This is a genomic window from Paenibacillus sp. J31P13, from assembly GCF_056269295.1.
Map to the genome: position 1 here is coordinate 82083 of NZ_JBWDNR010000012.1, position 18764 is coordinate 100846.

12 protein-coding genes are annotated in these 18764 nt (G+C 42.2%); all 12 read right to left on the reverse strand.

The window, feature by feature from the left end; all coding sequences use genetic code 11:
- Window positions 1-201: 201 nt before the first annotated feature.
- Entirely contained in the window at window positions 202-4605 is a 4404-nt protein-coding gene (locus AC0YOD_RS25685; RefSeq protein WP_475802193.1) for a DUF4855 domain-containing protein, read from the reverse strand.
- 307 nt (window positions 4606-4912) lie between these two features.
- Window positions 4913-6187 carry a Gfo/Idh/MocA family protein gene (locus AC0YOD_RS25690; RefSeq protein ID WP_475802194.1) on the reverse strand — a complete coding sequence of 425 codons (1275 nt, stop codon included), beginning with the start codon at window positions 6185-6187 and terminating at the stop codon, window positions 4913-4915.
- Between the two features lie 91 nt (window positions 6188-6278).
- Window positions 6279-7961 carry a response regulator transcription factor gene (locus AC0YOD_RS25695; RefSeq protein ID WP_475802195.1) on the reverse strand — a complete coding sequence of 561 codons (1683 nt, stop codon included), beginning with the start codon at window positions 7959-7961 and terminating at the stop codon, window positions 6279-6281.
- Between the two features lie 13 nt (window positions 7962-7974).
- The gene (locus AC0YOD_RS25700) at window positions 7975-9708 is read right to left on the reverse strand and encodes a sensor histidine kinase (RefSeq protein WP_475802196.1); all 1734 of its coding nucleotides are present in this window, start codon (window positions 9706-9708) and stop codon (window positions 7975-7977) included.
- A 39-nt stretch (window positions 9709-9747) separates the two neighbouring features.
- Window positions 9748-10632 carry a carbohydrate ABC transporter permease gene (locus AC0YOD_RS25705; RefSeq protein WP_475802197.1) on the reverse strand — a complete coding sequence of 295 codons (885 nt, stop codon included), beginning with the start codon at window positions 10630-10632 and terminating at the stop codon, window positions 9748-9750.
- Window positions 10633-10665: 33 nt separating this feature from the next.
- Window positions 10666-11571 carry an ABC transporter permease gene (locus AC0YOD_RS25710; protein WP_475802198.1) on the reverse strand — a complete coding sequence of 302 codons (906 nt, stop codon included), beginning with the start codon at window positions 11569-11571 and terminating at the stop codon, window positions 10666-10668.
- Between the two features lie 84 nt (window positions 11572-11655).
- Complete coding sequence (locus AC0YOD_RS25715) at window positions 11656-13296, reverse strand: extracellular solute-binding protein (protein WP_475802199.1); 1641 nt, start codon at window positions 13294-13296, stop codon at window positions 11656-11658.
- 249 nt (window positions 13297-13545) lie between these two features.
- Entirely contained in the window at window positions 13546-14250 is a 705-nt protein-coding gene (locus AC0YOD_RS25720) for an ATP-binding cassette domain-containing protein (RefSeq protein WP_475802200.1), read from the reverse strand.
- 26 nt (window positions 14251-14276) lie between these two features.
- Window positions 14277-15605 (reverse strand): hypothetical protein, encoded by a 1329-nt coding sequence (locus AC0YOD_RS25725; protein WP_475802201.1) that lies wholly within the window; start codon window positions 15603-15605, stop codon window positions 14277-14279.
- Between the two features lie 18 nt (window positions 15606-15623).
- Complete coding sequence (locus AC0YOD_RS25730; protein ID WP_475802202.1) at window positions 15624-16397, reverse strand: hypothetical protein; 774 nt, start codon at window positions 16395-16397, stop codon at window positions 15624-15626.
- 50 nt (window positions 16398-16447) lie between these two features.
- A complete protein-coding gene (locus AC0YOD_RS25735; protein ID WP_475802203.1) occupies window positions 16448-16819 on the reverse strand; it encodes a GntR family transcriptional regulator in 372 nt (123 codons plus the stop codon).
- Window positions 16820-16927: 108 nt separating this feature from the next.
- A complete protein-coding gene (locus AC0YOD_RS25740; protein ID WP_475802204.1) occupies window positions 16928-18760 on the reverse strand; it encodes a cache domain-containing sensor histidine kinase in 1833 nt (610 codons plus the stop codon).
- Window positions 18761-18764: the final 4 nt, after the last annotated feature.

An 18764-nucleotide genomic window follows, 5' to 3' on the forward strand; every position in this document is an offset into this window, starting at 1 on the left:
TTCATTGGTTTATCAAGGAAATGATACTAAGGAAAATAGTAGAGATCATTCAAGAATAATAATAACAAAAGTGTTTGGTCTCAAGCTGATTCATTCCCTGTTCAACATCCAATATATATGAAGTAGAGGAGCCCCAAGCTTGGGGCTCCTCTTCTTTCTCTCGACTCCGCTAAACTATGCTGGATATCCTTCAATCCTGGTCTAACCCTTGTCTGTTATAAAATTCAAAAGCCGGTACAGGAATACAGCTGTTTCAGCGCGTGTCGTATTATTGAGCGGATTAATCATTCCTCCACTTCCTTGAATCAGCCCCTGCTCGATCATTCCAGCTATGCTGCTGGCTGCGTAATCCGTCACTTTGTTTGCGTCCTTGAAGCTATCAAGCGCTGTGATATCACCTATAATTTCTGCCGATTTCGCCGCCTTCAGAGCCCGCGCTGCCATCACCATCATATCTTGCCTTGTCAGTTTGGCCTTCGGAGCAAATCGTCCACCTTCAATACCGGTAACGATACCGAGCTTCTTAGCAATGGCTACTGCGTCGTAATAATAATCTTGCGGCTGAACATCTGTGAATGCATCGTCGCTTGCCTCTGCTTTCAAACCCAGCGCTCTAACAAGCATTAAGATGAAGTCTGCTCGGCTCACCCCTGCAGCTGGGCTAAAGGTTGAATCCGATGTTCCTTTAACGATACCCAGAGCAGCTAGCTTCTCAACAGCTTCCTGCGCCCATTCATACTTGCCGATATCTGTAAATATCACTTCTGGCTGTTTATAAAATACCGCATAAATGCCTGTTCGGTCTATTGAGAACCTAATGCGTTTATCAGAATCGGAATAAGCTGCTTCTGCAATGGCTGAAGCTGTACCTTGATCATTAATGGACAGAATACCGATTCTTGAGGCTGTCTCAGCATCTGTACGTAAATACGGAACCGTAACGGTGATCGGCGCCTTGGCGTTTATCCACGAATAAGCCTTTCCATCCAATAGTGTCGACAACTCAATGATCGCTCTTTCACCTACCTGAATCTGTACGTCTTGCTTCAATGATTTTCGATCCCTCTCACCTACAACAAAACGTAATTCCTTGCCAAGCTCGGCTGACTTCACCAGCATCCCTCCAGAAAGCAAGATCGTTGCTTTAGGAGTCGTTAGTTCAATAAGCAAATTTGGATGGTCAGACAAGAAAGCAGCAGGAATGTCCAATGCATATTTCGCTGCATCACCGTTTTTCTTAAATACAATTACGGCCTTCAGCTTCCCATCTTTATCTGTTTTAGCCCGAGCTATCGCCTTCTGCAGGTCTTGCTCACTGACCATACCGACAGCCATCATTCCACTCGAATCAAGCTTTGTGTTGATTTCCGCTTTGACAGAACCATCTGATTCCAGCTGGAATAGGTCAGGAACCGATGTGACCGGGCTTTCGCCTCCGCCAGACGTTTCTTTCTTGTACTCAAAAGTAATCTTTTTAGGCTCACTCTTATCGTCTAATGCTAGATACGCCTCATAGATTCCCTCTAACTCACCGGTAAGTGTAAAGGCAAATTGGAAGCTTCCCGCTTCTGTACTCGTACTCTCCTCTTCATAATTAACCTTACCTTGCGGATCAAGCACCTTCAAACTCACTTTTGCATGGTCTCCATTCACTACTAATCCATCAATCGTTACTTTTTTCGTTGCTGTGTCTATTCCCGCTTTAACACCTTCAATCGTCTTAACAACCTCGATTTCCTTCTTGTATTCAAATGTTAGCTTCTCAGGTTCACTGCTATCATCGGTTGCAAGATATGCTTCATAAGTTCCCTCTAATTCACCTGTAAGTGTAAAATCGAATTGAAAGTTTCCGGCTTCTAAACTTGTCTTTTTATCTTCGAAATGAACCTTGCCTTCTGGGTCGATGACCTTCAAGCTCACGTTTGCAAGATCGCCATTCATCACAAGTCCATTTAAAGTAACTTTTTTGGATGCGGCATCCACTGCTGCTTGAATGCCTTCTATGAGTTTGACTTGTTCCCCTCCCGATAAGTGATAAATACCAAATTCGTAGAACGAATAGCCGTAAAATGTCTCTCTTTGAATCCCTTCAAATTTCATGTATCTCGCCTTGATCGGATCAAAATGAACGGTTTCTTTTCCGTCTTTCGCCGTAATTACGCCATTATTTTCTTTTATTACATTTGTCCAATTTTGCTTATCATCGGAGACAACTAATTTGTATGTTTTCGCTCGAGCGTACTCCCAATCAATGGTTACAGTATCCATCTCTGTCACTTTACCGAGATCGACCTGGAACCACGTATTGTCCAGCAATTCACTTGCCCATCTTGTTGAAGGGAATCCATCAACTGCTTTCCCAGGAGCATAGTTAGCATTGGAGGCTTCCACGGTAGATGCTTCCGCCGCTTTATTCAGCGCCAAATTTCCAAGCAGGTAATAGACGTCCTCCTTCAGCGTGCTGTAAGCTACATCTGTAACCATATGATCTTTTTTCAGAAGCTCCAGCTTTGCATTAAAGCCCTTTAAGTACTTGGTAAATTTCGCCTCATCGCTTCCTTCGAACCGATTCATCATCTCCAAATAATTGTTCAGGGAACGAGCCGCTTCCTCATTCGTGAACTGTTTGGCTTCCTTATAGCTTTCAATTAGATCTTTCAGATCAGAAGCGTTAGTGCCAGCCTCAATCACATAAGATGTTTTCTCCGACTTGCCTGCTGATACGGTAACGACAAGCTCATGTTTTCCTGGCTTGCCAGCCAAATTAATGACAGTTCCTTCTTTGTAAGGCTTGCCGTTAAAGGTAGCCGTTACTTTATTCAGTCCGCTTCCATCATCATTGATTAATTTCCACGTAAACGAAATAGGTTTTCTTTCTGGAACGACTGATCCGCTTTGAAGCATTTGGCCATTCATTTGTACCTCTGCCTTTGGAGGGGCAGCGTTATTCGTTTGATACGTTCCATTTGTAAATTGATAGAGCCAATCGTACAGAATGCGTGTTGCAGGATCAGAACTTACCGCAGTATCAAACACGGCATTGTTACCTTGGTAGTAAGCTTTAAATCCTGATGTCATAAGACCGGTTTGGGCGCCGCTGTTCAAGTAATCAACATACCGCTCCCTAAACACGCCATCTGTCACCATGCGATCATCAAACTCCATCTCATTGCTCATCCCGTATTGCTTAGCAATGTTCGCTGCATCTTCAAGACGATCCTCATCCAATTCCTCAAAGAAATAGTTGGGCTGGAATGCTGCCGCATCTATTCCAACATCCTTCCACATATGACTCTTGTAAGCTAAGAAGTGCGGTATCCAGAAGAGCTTCAAGCTCTTATCATGCACTTTATTGCTTGTCGAACGAATTAAATCCGGCCCTGTCTCGCTTGTACTAATTTGTTCTTCCAGCCAGTACATGCCGACAAGCTCAAGATGAGAGTAATTTTCCGTTGCCCATTTTTGCTCCACTTCATTTAACCACCACTGTACGGCTTTCTCACGGTTTGCATACGCTTCCATTTTTCCAACGTCAGAAGCATTGAAGCTTTCGGATACTCCATCACCATCAATATCTCCGAAGTCATTCATATCTTCTCCTGGATCTGGAATCATTAACACGACCTTCACCTTATGGTCAGGCTGATTCAGCTTGCTTCCGACTTCTATCGCCGCTTCGTTTAACTGCTGCATGTCACCTGTTTCTGCAAATGTTTTATTCAAATACCATTTCCAGTCCTCGAGATTCGCACCACCATTATAACCATGACCGTTCGGTGTTGTAAGACCTAGATAAAGAACCCCGTCAAATAACCAATCCACTGGTTCCCCTGCCCGATCTACGTAACTGATATTCGGAATAATCCTCTCCTTCGTCCAATCTCCCTTCTGATTCGCATAATGCCCATTATAGAGCAATCCCAGATTGTGAATGCCAGCCGTTGCATCTCCTGGCGCCAAAAAGCCCAGCTGATCAACGGCAACTTGTTCCGCACCTTCTACTTTTCCATCCGTACCCCAAATTTCGACTTCATCAATGAATGTCCAAGCTCTCGTGTGCATCGAGAAAGTTACTTTGACATAGCGGGCATAAGCCATCTCGGCATCAGAATTACCACTTTTGATGCCATCTCGGTGTCCATCCCAGTCATACACCTCTTCTCTTGGCGGCCCATCCCCCCAAAGCAGCTTGGTGGAATTGTGTGAAAGCGTTCCCCAATTTTCTTTGTCATCGGAGACGTACATGGATACCGTTAACGGCACAAGCATAGTGTTAGTCGGCCAATCCTGCAAAAACCGCGCCTTAATACGGGAGATAGACTTCTTCTCGCCTAAATCAAACACTACCTCACGCGTCATCTTTTTCACATGCCCTACCCACGCCGGGTCCGACATATCCAATTTGCCATAAATGCCATCCGTCAGCTTATTATGATCATCTGGATACTTGGCCTCCGGTGCTTCCGACCATTCATAACTGAGCCCCGCAGCAAGATTACGGAACGCCGACTGTCCTTGTCCCTCTTCCGCTTGCACTGCCGGAACCCCTGTCAACAACATGATCGCAACCAATGCGATGGCAACCCATCGTTTATTCGATCTCATAAATGATAGCTCCCTTTCTATTTTTGAATAAAGAAACAGCTAAACGTGATATTGGTTGTGCTTCTTATAAAGCCTATTGCGAGACACATTCCCCCTCTCTACGAATCCCTCACGGTTGATGCAGAAGTCTATAACCATGTTCTTACTGTTACTTTAAGAAAATTAACCCTTCTTTCAAAGAGATAACTTATGACTTTGATATACAGTTGTTTACCTGTGCCCATTTACAACGAATTCGTCCTGTTTGGCATGAGCCAAAAAAAGTCCCCAAAGCTGCCTGCGGCGCTTTGGGGACCTTCTAACGTTTTTATGCGGGTAGCTCTTGCTTATTATGCATATCTGAGATTTTTATAGCACGCCCCTCATGCCGTCTCGAATGCTCCGCTGCAAATGCCATCAGATGGCTTTGCAGTGATGCCGTTGCAGAGGTCAAGCCATGAGAAGGATTGCTATCAAAACGACAAACATCTCGCAGGAACGAGCTCACCATACGTTCATCGCCGCCTCCGTGGCCATCTCCTACAACATTGCAGCGAATCTCAAGCTGTTCTCCTGTCGCATAACGATACAGTGTGAAAGCTCCCTTCTCCATATCTCCAATGATTTCACCTTTTGTGCCCATAATCTGAACTCGGCGTGTACCGCTCTGTGTCAGTCCTGACATAATGAACGATGCGTTCGCTCCATTCACAAATTCCATATTCACAAGCTGATGGTCAACGACATTATTATCGCAGCGATATACACAGCGCCCAAATGGTCCTTCCTTCAGCGCTTTCAAGATGCCCTCCTGCGACAAATCATTCGTCATATAACGCGCCCAAGGATGATCCGGCGGCTGCATATACATCTTCATAGCCGAGAATGCACAATCCTTCTCCACTGCGCAGCCATCAATGCAGCGTTCTGTCGAGCCTTCTGGAGCATTTTCAGCTCGAAAATGAAGCAAGGAGCCGTACGAGCTGACGCTTGTACACGGCTGATTCATAAGCCAATAGATAATGTCCAGATCATGACAGGATTTAGCTAAAATCATCGGACTCGTCTCCTCCGAATTCCGCCAATTCCCGCGTACATAGCTATGTGTCATATGGAGATAACCGACATTCTCCGTTAATTGAATCGTACCTACCGTTCCGAGCTCGCCATCCTCGATACATTTTTTTATGCCTGACCAGAAAGGTGAATAGCGAAGAACATGTGTTACTACAAGAAGCCTCTTATAGCGAAGCGATGCCTGCTCAAGCTGGATGCATTCTTCCAAGGATGGCGACATAGGCTTCTCAAGCATGACGTGATAGCCGAGCTCCATCGCCTTCATTGCAGGTATATAATGCATTCGATCTAGTGTGCAGATGATAATGACGTCTGCTATGCGACCTTGATCGAGTGCTTTTTCCCAAGTATCATAAACATGCTCATGGTCAATTTGATGTATTTCTGCAAACCGTTTTCTGCGTTCTTCATTTGGTTCAGCTACAGCAACAAATTTTAATTCATTCGGAAATTTCTCCGCATAAGGGCCATAAATATATCTCCCTCTGCTGCCAGCGCCTAATAATACGGCTGTTAATGTTCTCAAAATTTTTCCTCCTCTTGTGCGCCTTCTCTAATCAATTGTAAGGGGACTGTTCAGGAGGAAACAGAGATCATTGTTTACAATCTATATACTATTATTGACCTTGTATTTGCGACTGGCACCTTGCCATGCGGAAATCCTGCGGCGTCGTTTCGTTCTGCTTTTTGAAAAACCGAATAAAGGCAAGCGCAGAATTGTATCCGAGCGCAGCCGCGATTTCATTTACTTTCATGGACGTGTTCAGAAGCATGTCTTTTGCCACCAAATTTCTGTAGTCATTCACATATTTCGATAATCCTATGCCCGTAATTTGCTTATAAAGCCTAGACAAATAAGACGGATTCAAGCTTACGTAATCTGCCAAAGCGGTTAAGGAAATATCGGTAGACAAATGCTCCTCGATATAGCGATGCACTTTATTAACAACCTCTGTCGGCAATTGCGTGCCTCGGAGCGTATTCCATTCAAAAAAACAGTCAGCCATTTGCCTATAATATTCTATGAGTTCCGTCCATGAGGTCGAATCCCCATAGCGGTACAACTTCTCCAAATCAAGCTGCGTATTCATGTAATCTCGTATGTCCCTGTTTTTGTGAATATAGTACAGAAACACCGCTGAGAGGGAATGATACATTTCAATTTTACGCTCATTAGGCATTCCTGGAACATTCCATATTGCGGTGAGCTCAACATAGAGCTTATTGAATTGCTCCCGATGGTTATTCTCCAAACAGCTCATGAGCAGTTGAACCCTGGCATGATAAAAGCTATCATGAATGATTCCCGCTTTATTGTCTGCTTCTTCTTTCTGAATGTCTTTATCGGTCATGATAACCTCATTATATAAGCCATGCCCTTGCACCAAACCGTATTTGTTGGCGTGAAAACGATCCGACAGATTATTCCAAGCGGTCACTTCGCTTCCAAGAAGAAAAGAAATAGTAGTTCCCAGCAGCCTTTTGCATGTGCCTTGAATCGTTTCCAATATACCGCTCGTATAACGATGGGCTCTAACAAAATCCAAGCTGCTGGAATCAGCAGATAACTCATCCGAAGTTTTCGGTTGAATCATCCAGACGATCTTTGACAGCTCAAATACAACGGAATAGCTCTTAACTTGTGCCGACAAATACTCGTCACAAATATTTTGCAGCGCATATGTCAATAAAGCTTTATCCGGCGTAGTGAACATTTCTTTCCAAGCATCGATCCTTGCAATGAGCACATAAACCGGCTTATCAGCATCCAGTGGAATATTTAATTCGTTGAAGGCCAGCTTTAGCTCATTTTCCGTTACTTGCTTGCCCTGCAGAAGCCCCCACATATACTCTTTTTGCAAGGAGGGCAATGCCAATCTCATACTCGTTTGCGCTCTCGTGATCATCTGTACTTGGTCCTGTTCCTCTTCCATTTTCTCGATGGCTCGTTCGACAGATTGGATGATTTTCTCGTCGCTTTCTATTTTCAGAATATAATCAAAACCGCCGTAAGTAATGGCATTCCTTGCATATTGAAAATCGTTATAACCTGTCAGAAAGATAACTTTGCATGCTGGCCACTGTGCTCTTATTTCCTGCAACAGCTCGATGCCTTCTATTCCCGGCATTTTAATATCGGATACGACGATATCTATGCGATGATGGGATAATACCTGTAAAGCTTCTTCCCCTGAATAAGCTTTCATCACTTCGAGCTGCAAATGGTCTGTCTGCTCGAATAGCTCTACTAGACCATCAACAATAATGGGCAGGTCATCTACAATTAGAAGTCTGTACATGGTGCTTCCTCCTCTAGCTTGCACTCAGTTTGATTTTGACCATCAATCCGCCTAAATCAGATCGTGACAGCGCAATACCGAATTCCTCTCCATAACGCAGTTGAATTCTACGATGCACATTAATAATTCCTGTTGTTTCCTCGATTTGATTCGTTGAATGCCGCAGCTTCTTCTGAAGCAGCTCGATCTCTTTATCCGAAATGCTTTGGCCATTATCTTCAACGTATATCACGAATTCTTTTTCCGTTTGGTCGCTATGAACCTTTAACTCGCCGCGTTGCACCATATTGCCTAAAGCATGCTTATAGGCATTCTCGATAATGGGCTGCAGAATGAGTCTGGGAACATGAATAGCTGGAACATCTCCTTCAAAAGAAACCTGTATCCGTTCCCCGTAACAGATCGATTGCATGTCTACATACGTGCGAGAATGTTCCACCTCAAGCTGAAGCGGGATCTCATCCTCATCATCACGAGTGATGAACTGAAAGTATTGCCCAATGTATAAGCAAAATTGATAGGCCTTCTCCTTTTGATTGTCAGATTTAATTAATCGGCAGAGCACAAAAAAGCAATTATATAAAAAATGAGGATTAATTTGCGATTGCAGCCGTTTCAGCTCTGAGCGCTGATTCCGAATTTGCTGCTCGTAATTTTCCTTAATTAACGTATTCAACGAACGAACCGTATCATTAAAAGCTTGGTACAAATAACCAAATTCATCATTACCACGGTCAATCACAATCGGCTCCAGTCTGTTCTGCTGAACACGGCGGAAGGAATGAACCAGCTTCATCAGCGGCCGGTAAATAAAGCGCAATAGAAAATAAGTGAAAAATAAGATGATACAAACGGAGAGCACGCATGCCCACAAAAATAAGGTTTGATACATTTGCAATGAGCCGAGAACCCTTTCTTCAGGAATACACGTAATCGAATAGGAATTCCACAGCGTAGAATATTTATATACCGTAAGAAAACGCTTACCATTTTGGATAATCGTTTCGTAGCCTTCATTAGAATGTGATTCCTGCTTTTCCACAGCCAAAGCTTTCATCTGCCCCAGTAAATCCAGGTCTACTCCACTTTGAATTTCCCAGCCGCGTTCCAAATTAAGCAGCACGCTCTGTCCGCCTCGCGTTCCGCCAATTTGCGATAATGTGTCCTTGATCTTGCTCGTAGACAACTCAACCCCTACAATATATAGCGGGTTTTTAACCGTATTAATCGGATATTGCATCGTAATAAACAGTCGATTCTCCCAATAAATAAACGGTTCTTCATACAACTTCTCATTATGCTCCATCGCAATATACTCAGGTTTATTCAAATAGGTCTCAAAATCATTGCTCAAAATCGTACGATTAATTAATGGAATATAGGCTTTTGCTTCTTTAATAAACGCACTTGAATTTTTCATAAGTTCAAGCCGTCGCTGGATATCCAGTATTTTGCGTGCACGCTCATAAGAGCTTATATCATTGCCCGTTGTTGCAATTTCCATCAAATCTTTGTCCATCACATAATTGGGCAAATACTTGCTGATTCGATCCGCTTCCTTATCGAGCGAATCCATGTAGAACCTTGTCGTATTCAATATTGATTCTGATATTTCACTTCGGATATTGTCGGAGCCCTTCTCAATAATCATCCAAGTAATGGCCATCAGCGGCAACAAGGCCGCCAGAAAGGCAGCCATAATCTTTTTGAATATGGAGGAATCATGAAAAAAGAATAGGTTTTTCATCGTTTTTTCTCCTGCAAGTAGTAGTCGTCCTTTTCGGCACTATTCTTTTACGCTTCCCATTACGATTCCTTTGATGAAAAATCTTTGTAAAAAAGGATAAACAATCAGAATCGGAAATGCTGCAACAAAGATTTGTGCCGCTCTGCTTGTGCGATCAGACAGCTTGAGCATCAATTCAGCATTTTCCGCTTTAATAAAGCGGAAATCCATCTTGATGATGACAGTCTGCAGAAACGTCTGCAGTGGATAATTCTCAGTATGATTCATATAAAGCATACCGTCAAACCAACTATTCCAATGTCCCACCATCGTTAGGAGTCCCGTCGTTGCCAAAGCTGGCAAGGATAGCGGCACATATATTTTCCATAGTGTAGTGAAATGACCAGCTCCATCTATACGCGAGGATTCCTCGAGTTCTTTGGGCAAATTCCGATAGAAATTAAGCAATAGAATGACATTAAACACCGGAATAGCCGTTGGCAATACAAGAGCCCACATCGTATCAATCAAGCCAAGTGATTTTACAGTTAAATAGGATGGGATAAGACCGCCGCTGAACAATATTGTAAACACGAATAGCCAGGCATACAAGGTTCTAAGCCGAAATTGACGAGAATCTTTGGATAATGGATACGCGGTTATAATCATCAAAACCATACTAATGGAAGTTCCTAGAACTACACGCTGAATCGATACCCAGAATGCGCGCAAATATTCCGGTTTTCCAAATACATTATCATAAGCCGCAGTAGTGAAGTCAACCGGCCATAAGATGACCTTGCCAGCAGCCGCGGCAGCTCCAGAACTGAAGGAGATCGCCAAAATATGAAGGATAGGCATGAGGCATAAGAAGGATGTCAGTACAAGAAAAGTAAAGTTAGCCGCTACAAATAGTTGTCTTCCGAGTGATCGGTTTGTAATCACGTTATGTCTCCCTTCTGAATTACGAACGCATCGTTAGAAAATGCGGTAATTCGCTACACGATAGGCTATGAGATAAGAAAGAGAAATAAATATAAAAGAAACAATAGATTTCAACAGGCCAACAGCAGTGGCGAATCCGAATTGCGCTTGCTGCACGCCCATGCGATAGACAAAGGTATCGATAATATCCGCGCTTTCATAGACAGGGGGGCTATACAAATTAAAAATTTGTTCAAAGCCAGCATTTAGTACGTTCCCGATATTAAGTGTAAACATAAGCACGATAATCGGCATCATGCCAGGCAATGTGACATGAAAGGTCTGTTTAATGCGCCCAGCGCCGTCAATTTCAGCTGCTTCGTATAGCGATGGATTGATGCCCGTTAGCGCCGCCAAATACACAATCGTACCAAATCCAAACTCCTTCCAAACATCCGAAACGACCATGACGTACGGAAACCAATCATTGCTCCCTAAGAAAAAAATAGGTTTTATTCCGAACAAACCCAGCATTTGATTGAAAACACCTGAAGAAGGAGAAAAAACATCAACAATAATTCCGCTCAGCAGAACCCATGATAGAAAGTGCGGCAAGTATACTAGAGTCTGAAAGGTACGTTTTATCCATTCTCTCCGCAGCTCATTAAGCAATATTGCAATCGTGATTGGAACAATGAGACCTGCTGCGATTTTCATTATGGCAATATAGACAGTATTGAAGAAAATACGCCCGATATCAGGATAATCCATCAATAGCTTAAAGTTTTTCAAGCCAATAAAGGGAGACCCGAACAATCCTTTGTTCGGTATATATTTCTGAAAAGCCATTATGATGCCGACCATTGGTACGTAACTGAATATCAAAACCAAAACGATTCCCGGGAGCAGCATCAGATGAAGAGGCCATTCCCTCTTCCACATCCGTGTTAGTACATTCAAGCCATTCACCTCGTTGTATAAGATCCAAATGGTTAATAAAAAGAGGGATTGTTTCGCCCAATCCCTCTTACATCTATTTTCCGATTATTTCAGAGCAGCGTAAAACTCGTTCACTTCTTTAGTAATTTCATCGCCGCCAAGCTTTTTCCATTCTTCTACGAATTTATCGAATTCATCCACCGAAACTTGATTCATAATGATTTTGAAGAAGACCTCATCCCGCTTCTTGAGCAAGATTTCTTGTCTTTCGACCATGGTCGGAGTTGGAGCGCCGTAAAATTTATTTTGTAAATATTCCTTATTTTTCTGAATGGCCGGTACATGTGAGAAAGCGCCTCCCGGACCTGAAATCAAATATTCCCACCACATGCTCGTGTCACCGTCAACATACTTCATTGCCCGCTCATAGCGCGTTTTATGATCCTTCGTTACCAAAATGCTTGTATCTTTATTTTCAATTGCTTTGGGCAGTATCTCGCCATTGTTATCCATTTGTTTACCTACGCGAAGCGGACTAAGCAGCCAGTAATTGTTGCCCTTCTCTTTTAGGTCTTTACCGTATTCATAAACCTTTTGCTCATCTGTTGGATGATTGTCGACGGCAATCCACTGGTTCAACAACCGGATGACGCCTTCTGGATGCTTCGCTTTTTTGGAGATTACATAATATTCATCAACACCCAGACCGATTTGTGATAATGCCGGGTTGCTATCCACAGTTGGAATCGGGAATGCCCCCCACTCCTGAACCACTTTCCCGTCCTTCACAGCACCTTTAACAAGTTGAGCTGGTGTCCATGATGCACCATAAACCATGCCAATGCTATTGTTGTAAATGAGTTCTGCTTCTTTCTCCACATCTTTGACAGCGAACTCAGGATCAATCAGTCCTTTTTTGAACATATCCTGAAGTGCAGCGAGCGCTTCCTTTACTTGCGGTTGAATATCGCTGTTAACCAAACCGCCTTTGCCATCTTCCATCCAAATATTCTCGTATGCATGATAGCCGTTCAAAAATGCCCGCAATCCCGTTACTCCTGTATCGATACTGAATGGGTTTTTACTCACTGCTAATCCGTATGATGTACCCGTGCCGCCAGGATCTTTGGCTTTAAATGCTTCAGCTATCGCCATGAAATCTGCCATCGTCTTCGGTTCAGGCAAATTCAGCTCCTTCAGCCAGTCCGTACGTACATACATAAACTGATATTGGTACGGATTGTATGAGCTTGGAATACCCATCAGCTTGTTGTCGAACATTGCTGTTTTCATCTGCATGCCGCCATCCATCGTCAAAAACTTCTTCGTTTCATCTGTGGCATTCTCGTCATACACTTTGGTCAAATCCATGATCATATCGGCTTCGGTCAGCTCTTTCAATTGCGTTGCATTAACCAGGAGGAAATCCGGGAGATCATTCGATGCGATCGTAATTTTCACTTTTTCTTTGAATTGGCTCGTATCCGCTACCCACTTGTTCGTAATCTTAACGCCAATGTCTTTCTCATACGCATCATAGACGGCATTTTTCTCGAAGCTCTCGCCTTCATCAAACTTCAAATATTGATCACTTGGTGATACCGTCGATACTTCAATCACTTCATTTCCTTTTTCAACTGGTGTGTTTGTTGCTTTTTCCGGTTCATTTGTGTTTTTGCCACATCCGGCAACAGCCAAGCTAAGAACCAATGCGATACTCAAGAGCGCCTTTCTTTTCTTCTTCATACTACCCCTCCACATGGTCTTCATAGTGATAATGCAGCTGCTTTGATGCAGCTTCTCTTCCTATTTCTAGTATAGAAAGGTGAGTAATCATCATCCATATACTAGTTTTTACTTTCGTATACACCTCTTGACTACAACAAGCTCCTGCTTGTACAAAGTGATGCTGAATCTAGGAATAATATAGAAAACAGCCGAACAGCCGAAGAAATCGCTTCACACGATTGCTCCGGCTGTCATTAGCCTCAACGATTATCTGAGAGTTTGATTTTTGTACCCAGATACCTCAAACATCACATCGCTTATATTTTTTCCCTGTTCCCTCATATCGTCTATATAAAAGTCTGCTTTAATTCTTCCCTTGTGCAAAATAATAGCTCTGTCGATGACATGCTCAATTTCATCAATCAAATGTGTCGTAATTAGCACGGTCTCGTCGCTTTTTAAATTGGATACCATTATTTTCAAAAAGTCTTTTCTCGTGAATATGTCTTTACCATGAAAGGGTTCATCCATTAGAATATAGGAGGCCGTTTTAGAAAATCCCGCACAAATTTCAAGCTTTAGTTTTTGTCCTTTTGAGAAGGTTTTTATTTTCTGCTCCCGCTCCAGCTCGTAAAAGCTCAGCAGCTTGTTATAATGCTCTCGATCGAATTTCGGAAAAAAACCAGCAAGAAAATCCGCGTACAGATTCGGTGTTAGATTGGGGAGATAACTGCCTTCCTCCGTGATATAAGCAATGTTCTCATATTGCTCCGTTACTGGCCGCCCTTCTAGACTAATGCTGCCGTCCTGAATTTCTCCAATACCCATAATGGCCTTCAATAAGGTCGTTTTTCCGCTGCCGTTGGCGCCAAGTATCCCGATTATTTCGCCTTTGTTTAACGTTAAGTTCTCCACATATAGGTATTCACTGCTGGCTGGATAACGTTTCTCTACACCTATCAACTCAATCATTCTGATCCCTCCTTGAAACGCTTCCTCTATTTAATATGAAGGTTATTGAAATTTCTATATTCCGATTCATCGTATCCGAATCCTCCATACTGAGGAGGGAGATTAATCGCTCTAATATTGTCGTCATTGATATCCGTTATTAACTCGCCTTTGTAAATCATAGTCGAGGCTTCATATACATAAACCATAAACCGTTTTGGACGCACGATATCATATTGAAATTGGCTTGATTCTTCTTCCTTGGTATTCAACGTTTTAACAACATAGAGCTTGCCTTTACGATGGCTGATAAACGTCAAGCCATTGTAATGGTCTTCCTCACCGTCCGTAAAACTCGCCTCAATCGTTTCAATTATCTGTACACCATGAGAAAAATCTATACTTATGACTGTTCTGTTGATGTTTCCAGTGTCCGCTAATTCAGTAGAATATCGACTAAAGCTCAAACTCAGTATGTCTTGATCGTGATCACTAAATGCTTCATAGTTTTCATTATGAGACTCACTGTTAAGATTTATTGACGAATCGACTATAGACCGTCCAGCTAAGAAGAAACTAGGAATGATCACTTCACCTAATTGATTCCCACTCTCACTGTCATAGGAACGAATAACAAGTTCATTATCCACAACTAATATCAAAGCGAGATTGTTTCCTGCTGATTCCAAACCGAGAACTTCAATGCTGGAATGGGATTCAGCTTTATTTTTATCGAGACTGATCGTTGCAACCGTTCTTGCATCTTGCCCACTGTCTCCCGTTATATCCCCATACCCACTATTATCAGAAAATTTCAACTCATAAATGCCGTTTTCACCTGTATAATCCCTGGTCGTAGGCAACGTAAAATAGATCTTTTCCCCTATTTTCGCAAGTCCATATTCTAGAGCATTTGTATAGGTACGTGTATTCCCATTATCGTTCTGGTCTGATTCCATGTATTTCACATGCGGATTTACAGTCGCTTTTCCTATAGGAATTTGATTATAGTCCAATCGTTTACGTGCTATAATTTCGAAATTTGGACCGCCATTCATAATTTCATATTCTAAGCCGTTCATTATTTTGGCTCTACCTGGAATATAGCGATTCGATGTCTTGCGTTGCGGCTGTTCAAATAGTATTGTCTGAGTCTTTACTTGCCCTTTCTCAATACGAAAGGCTGTACGGTGGTAACCATCGTTCAAATCTCCGCTGATCACAACATCCTCAATAGCGTCCCGACTGCCCTGCAAGTCTTTTAAATAAAACATACCTAAATCCTTCTTGGCGTAAACAGTCGCACCCATAGCGGTAATAACGATGATTGCTGCAATAAGCGCAAATAATACGGAATGTTTTTTTAATTTACTCAACATGATTCGCCTCCTCCCCTATGCAATCGCACCTTTTTTAATAAGCTTAATGCTATGCCATACGAAAAAACCGCTTATGAGAAGCAGCATAATGCTGCTTGGATATAAATGACTCGATGGATTGAAGAGGAGGGTTTCATTCAGCCTGTAGCTCAGAACCTTAACGATAATTATGATAGCAGTGACGATGAACACAAATCCCCAGTACCTTCTGCTGCGCTCGCATAAAGCCCCATAATAAAGACCCGTTACGATGGTAAAGAAGACACTTATGGAAGACAACCCTCTGCTAAAGCTGAATGGCATGATTATTCGAAAGAAATCAGAACGGATAAAAGCAAGAAATAAGCCATTGGACATATTAAATCGCCCTTCACCGTATCCCGCAATCTTTGACCAAACGATCTCGTAGCCAAGCTTTATACTAATGAGCTGTGAGCCAAGAAGAAGAAGCAAACAAATCACAAATACAATTAATTTACTAAAATAGATGGCTTCACGCTTTACAGGCAAAGACAAATACGTATAGATGCTCTTGCTTCCCCAATAGCTGGCATAGATTGTCTTCAAGAAGTATCCACAGGCTACAGCAAAACATATGAGGAATACGCTGATACAGCCGGAAGAAACATATATATCTTCAAAGCGCTCATGGTTGGCATATTCGTTATAATCCTTTACAGCTTCGTACATTAAATAAAGAGGAATTAGGATTGCAGCGATGCATATCAGAATAATTGCTCTACACCACGTTGAAAATTCATACTGAAGCAATCGATAGCTTTTTTCCATACAAACACCTCACTTGTATTATTAGACTAGTACAATAGTTTCAAAAAAAATTACTCCCACATTTCACTAATAAGCTCAACTACCTGCTTGAAGGACAAATGAATTTCCTTAGCAGAGCCAATAAATTCCTTGACCAGCTCTTGGGTCAGCTCAACTTTGATGCGTTTATAAATATCCTCATCTATGAATATTACACTTCCTTGCGTACTGCTTGTGCGAACGTAACCCTCATCCTCCATAAGCTTAAATGCTTTTTGTACTGTATTCGGATTAATGTTCAATTGCGCAGCTATCTCACGCCTTGAAGGAAGCCTATCGCCAGACACGGTCTTCTCCAATAATATTTGCCTCTTCACATATAATGCAGCCTGCACGTACACGGGCTCCTTTGTGTTCAGCTTTAACTCATAAAAATTAAGCACGTACACTCACCTGCCTTATCACTTAACTGTATTATGTCACTAATACAATATAATTGTCAATAAGTTACATATAATGAAAAGACCTCCCTGAAAAGGGAGGTCTGACGTTTACCCTGCCACATTCGATAATCCTTCTACAAAGGTAAGCTTCCTCTTCTTTGCAGGAATTCGAATATGGACGGCTGTTCCGATGCCAATCTGACTGCAAATGGAAATACCATATTCAGAGCCGTAATGCAGCTTGATTCTTTGATCAATATTTCGAATACCACAGCCGATATTGCCTTTATCATGCTCACTGAAAATATCATCGATTCGACTCTGCGGCATCCCGAAACCGTCATCAATGATCAAATAATGAATCGTCTTACCTTCCAACCTTGCAACAATTCGGATATGAATCCGGTCACCGCTCCAAGCGTGCTTCAAGGAATTCTCGATGAAGGGCTGCAAAATGAGCTTTACCGTCTCGTAAGGCCAGATGGCTACGTCAATATCGAATAAGACTTCCAAACGCTTACCGTATTTCACCTTTTGTATATCGAGATAAGCGTCTGCCTGTTCTAACTCTGCTGCAATGGGAATCATTGTGCGTCCTGAATTAAGCGTGAGTCTATAAAATTTAGCCAACTCCATGACCATCTTCTGAAGCTTTTCATTCTCCCCAAATTTCGCCAGCTGATTAATAGAAGATAGGGTGTTATACAAAAAATGCGGATTGATCTGAAGCTGAAGCATCTCCAGCTCAGCTTCCTTCTTCTGAAGCTGAGTCAGATACACCTTTTTAATTAATGCCTCAACATCCTCACCCATTCCATTTAATGCTGTAGCAATTTGTGAAAACTCATCTCTTCCGCTGTATGTCATCCGTTTGTGCAAATCTCCGTCGCGGAAGGCATTCAGCACCGATACGAACTTCGTAATTCGTTTCGAGAAATATCTCGAAATCATAATGCCTGCAAAAGTAAACAAAACAAAGCATAGTATGCAAATGCTAATAATATAAACACGCATTTTCTCCGCTTCCTGCTCGATAATCGTTACAGGAACCAGCGCGACTATCGTCCAGTTCTGCTTCACTATCTTCTCTTCTATTTTCAAATATTTTAATGTATCACTATTCTCTGCAGATATATATTTGTTCACACTGGACAAGTTATTGTTTGATCCTACCGGCAGTTCTCCTGAGGAAAAAATTGTTTGCCCATTCGAATCGATGACCGACAGCATGCTGCCTTCGCCAAGCTTCTTGTAATAGATACTGTCGAAGAGATCCGCCATACGAACACTGAACCGCATTACGCCCAGCTCTTCAATCTCCAAAGGATTGTTCGTATCTACGATACGACGAATCATAGATATTCGATTATCCTTCATATCATCTTCCACTTGCTTCCATTGCATAGTAGAGCTATATTTTTCCTCTGGAATAGATTTATACCAAGCTTTGTCCTGAATTCGCTTTATATTTAAAATATCATAGCTTTTGCCCTCGAAATCAGCGCTTTCTTCCGTATCTCTATTCTCATAAACAGGCCTAATTGTATCATTATGGAAGTAAACAGAAAGTCTTAAATTGAGTGCGATGGATTTCAAAGCACTATCCAGCTTAGGCATAATTAATTGAGTCATGCGTTTATAATTTTCCGCTTTGCTTGATTCTTTTAACCGGATACTCTGCACCAAATTATAATCATCATAGAGCGTAGACGATATTCGAACGATGTCATCGGCTTTATAAGCCACATTATCCCGCATTTGCACCAAAGTGCCTTGAATATTCATACGTGTCTGTTTGCGCATGGAAGCATCATACATAGAATGAGACACATAGAAATTCACAGAAACCAATATGACAATAAAAACCATGTAAGAGAGCATCAGCTTATATCCGATCGGTAAATATCCGAGTCTCTTTTTCTTATCCCGGATTGATTTCATCTAG

What these genes read in the sequence shown, in the direction of transcription:
- AC0YOD_RS25685 (WP_475802193.1), bottom strand. Translation starts at nt 4,605, where the DNA reads ATGAGATCGAATAAACGATGGGTTGCCATCGCATTGGTTGCGATCATG.
- AC0YOD_RS25695 (WP_475802195.1), bottom strand. Translation starts at nt 7,961, where the DNA reads ATGTACAGACTTCTAATTGTAGATGACCTGCCCATTATTGTTGATGGT.
- AC0YOD_RS25700 (WP_475802196.1), bottom strand. Translation starts at nt 9,708, where the DNA reads ATGAAAAACCTATTCTTTTTTCATGATTCCTCCATATTCAAAAAGATT.
- AC0YOD_RS25715 (WP_475802199.1), bottom strand. Translation starts at nt 13,296, where the DNA reads ATGAAGAAGAAAAGAAAGGCGCTCTTGAGTATCGCATTGGTTCTTAGC.
- AC0YOD_RS25720 (WP_475802200.1), bottom strand. Translation starts at nt 14,250, where the DNA reads ATGATTGAGTTGATAGGTGTAGAGAAACGTTATCCAGCCAGCAGTGAA.
- AC0YOD_RS25730 (WP_475802202.1), bottom strand. Translation starts at nt 16,397, where the DNA reads ATGGAAAAAAGCTATCGATTGCTTCAGTATGAATTTTCAACGTGGTGT.
- AC0YOD_RS25740 (WP_475802204.1), bottom strand. Translation starts at nt 18,760, where the DNA reads ATGAAATCAATCCGGGATAAGAAAAAGAGACTCGGATATTTACCGATC.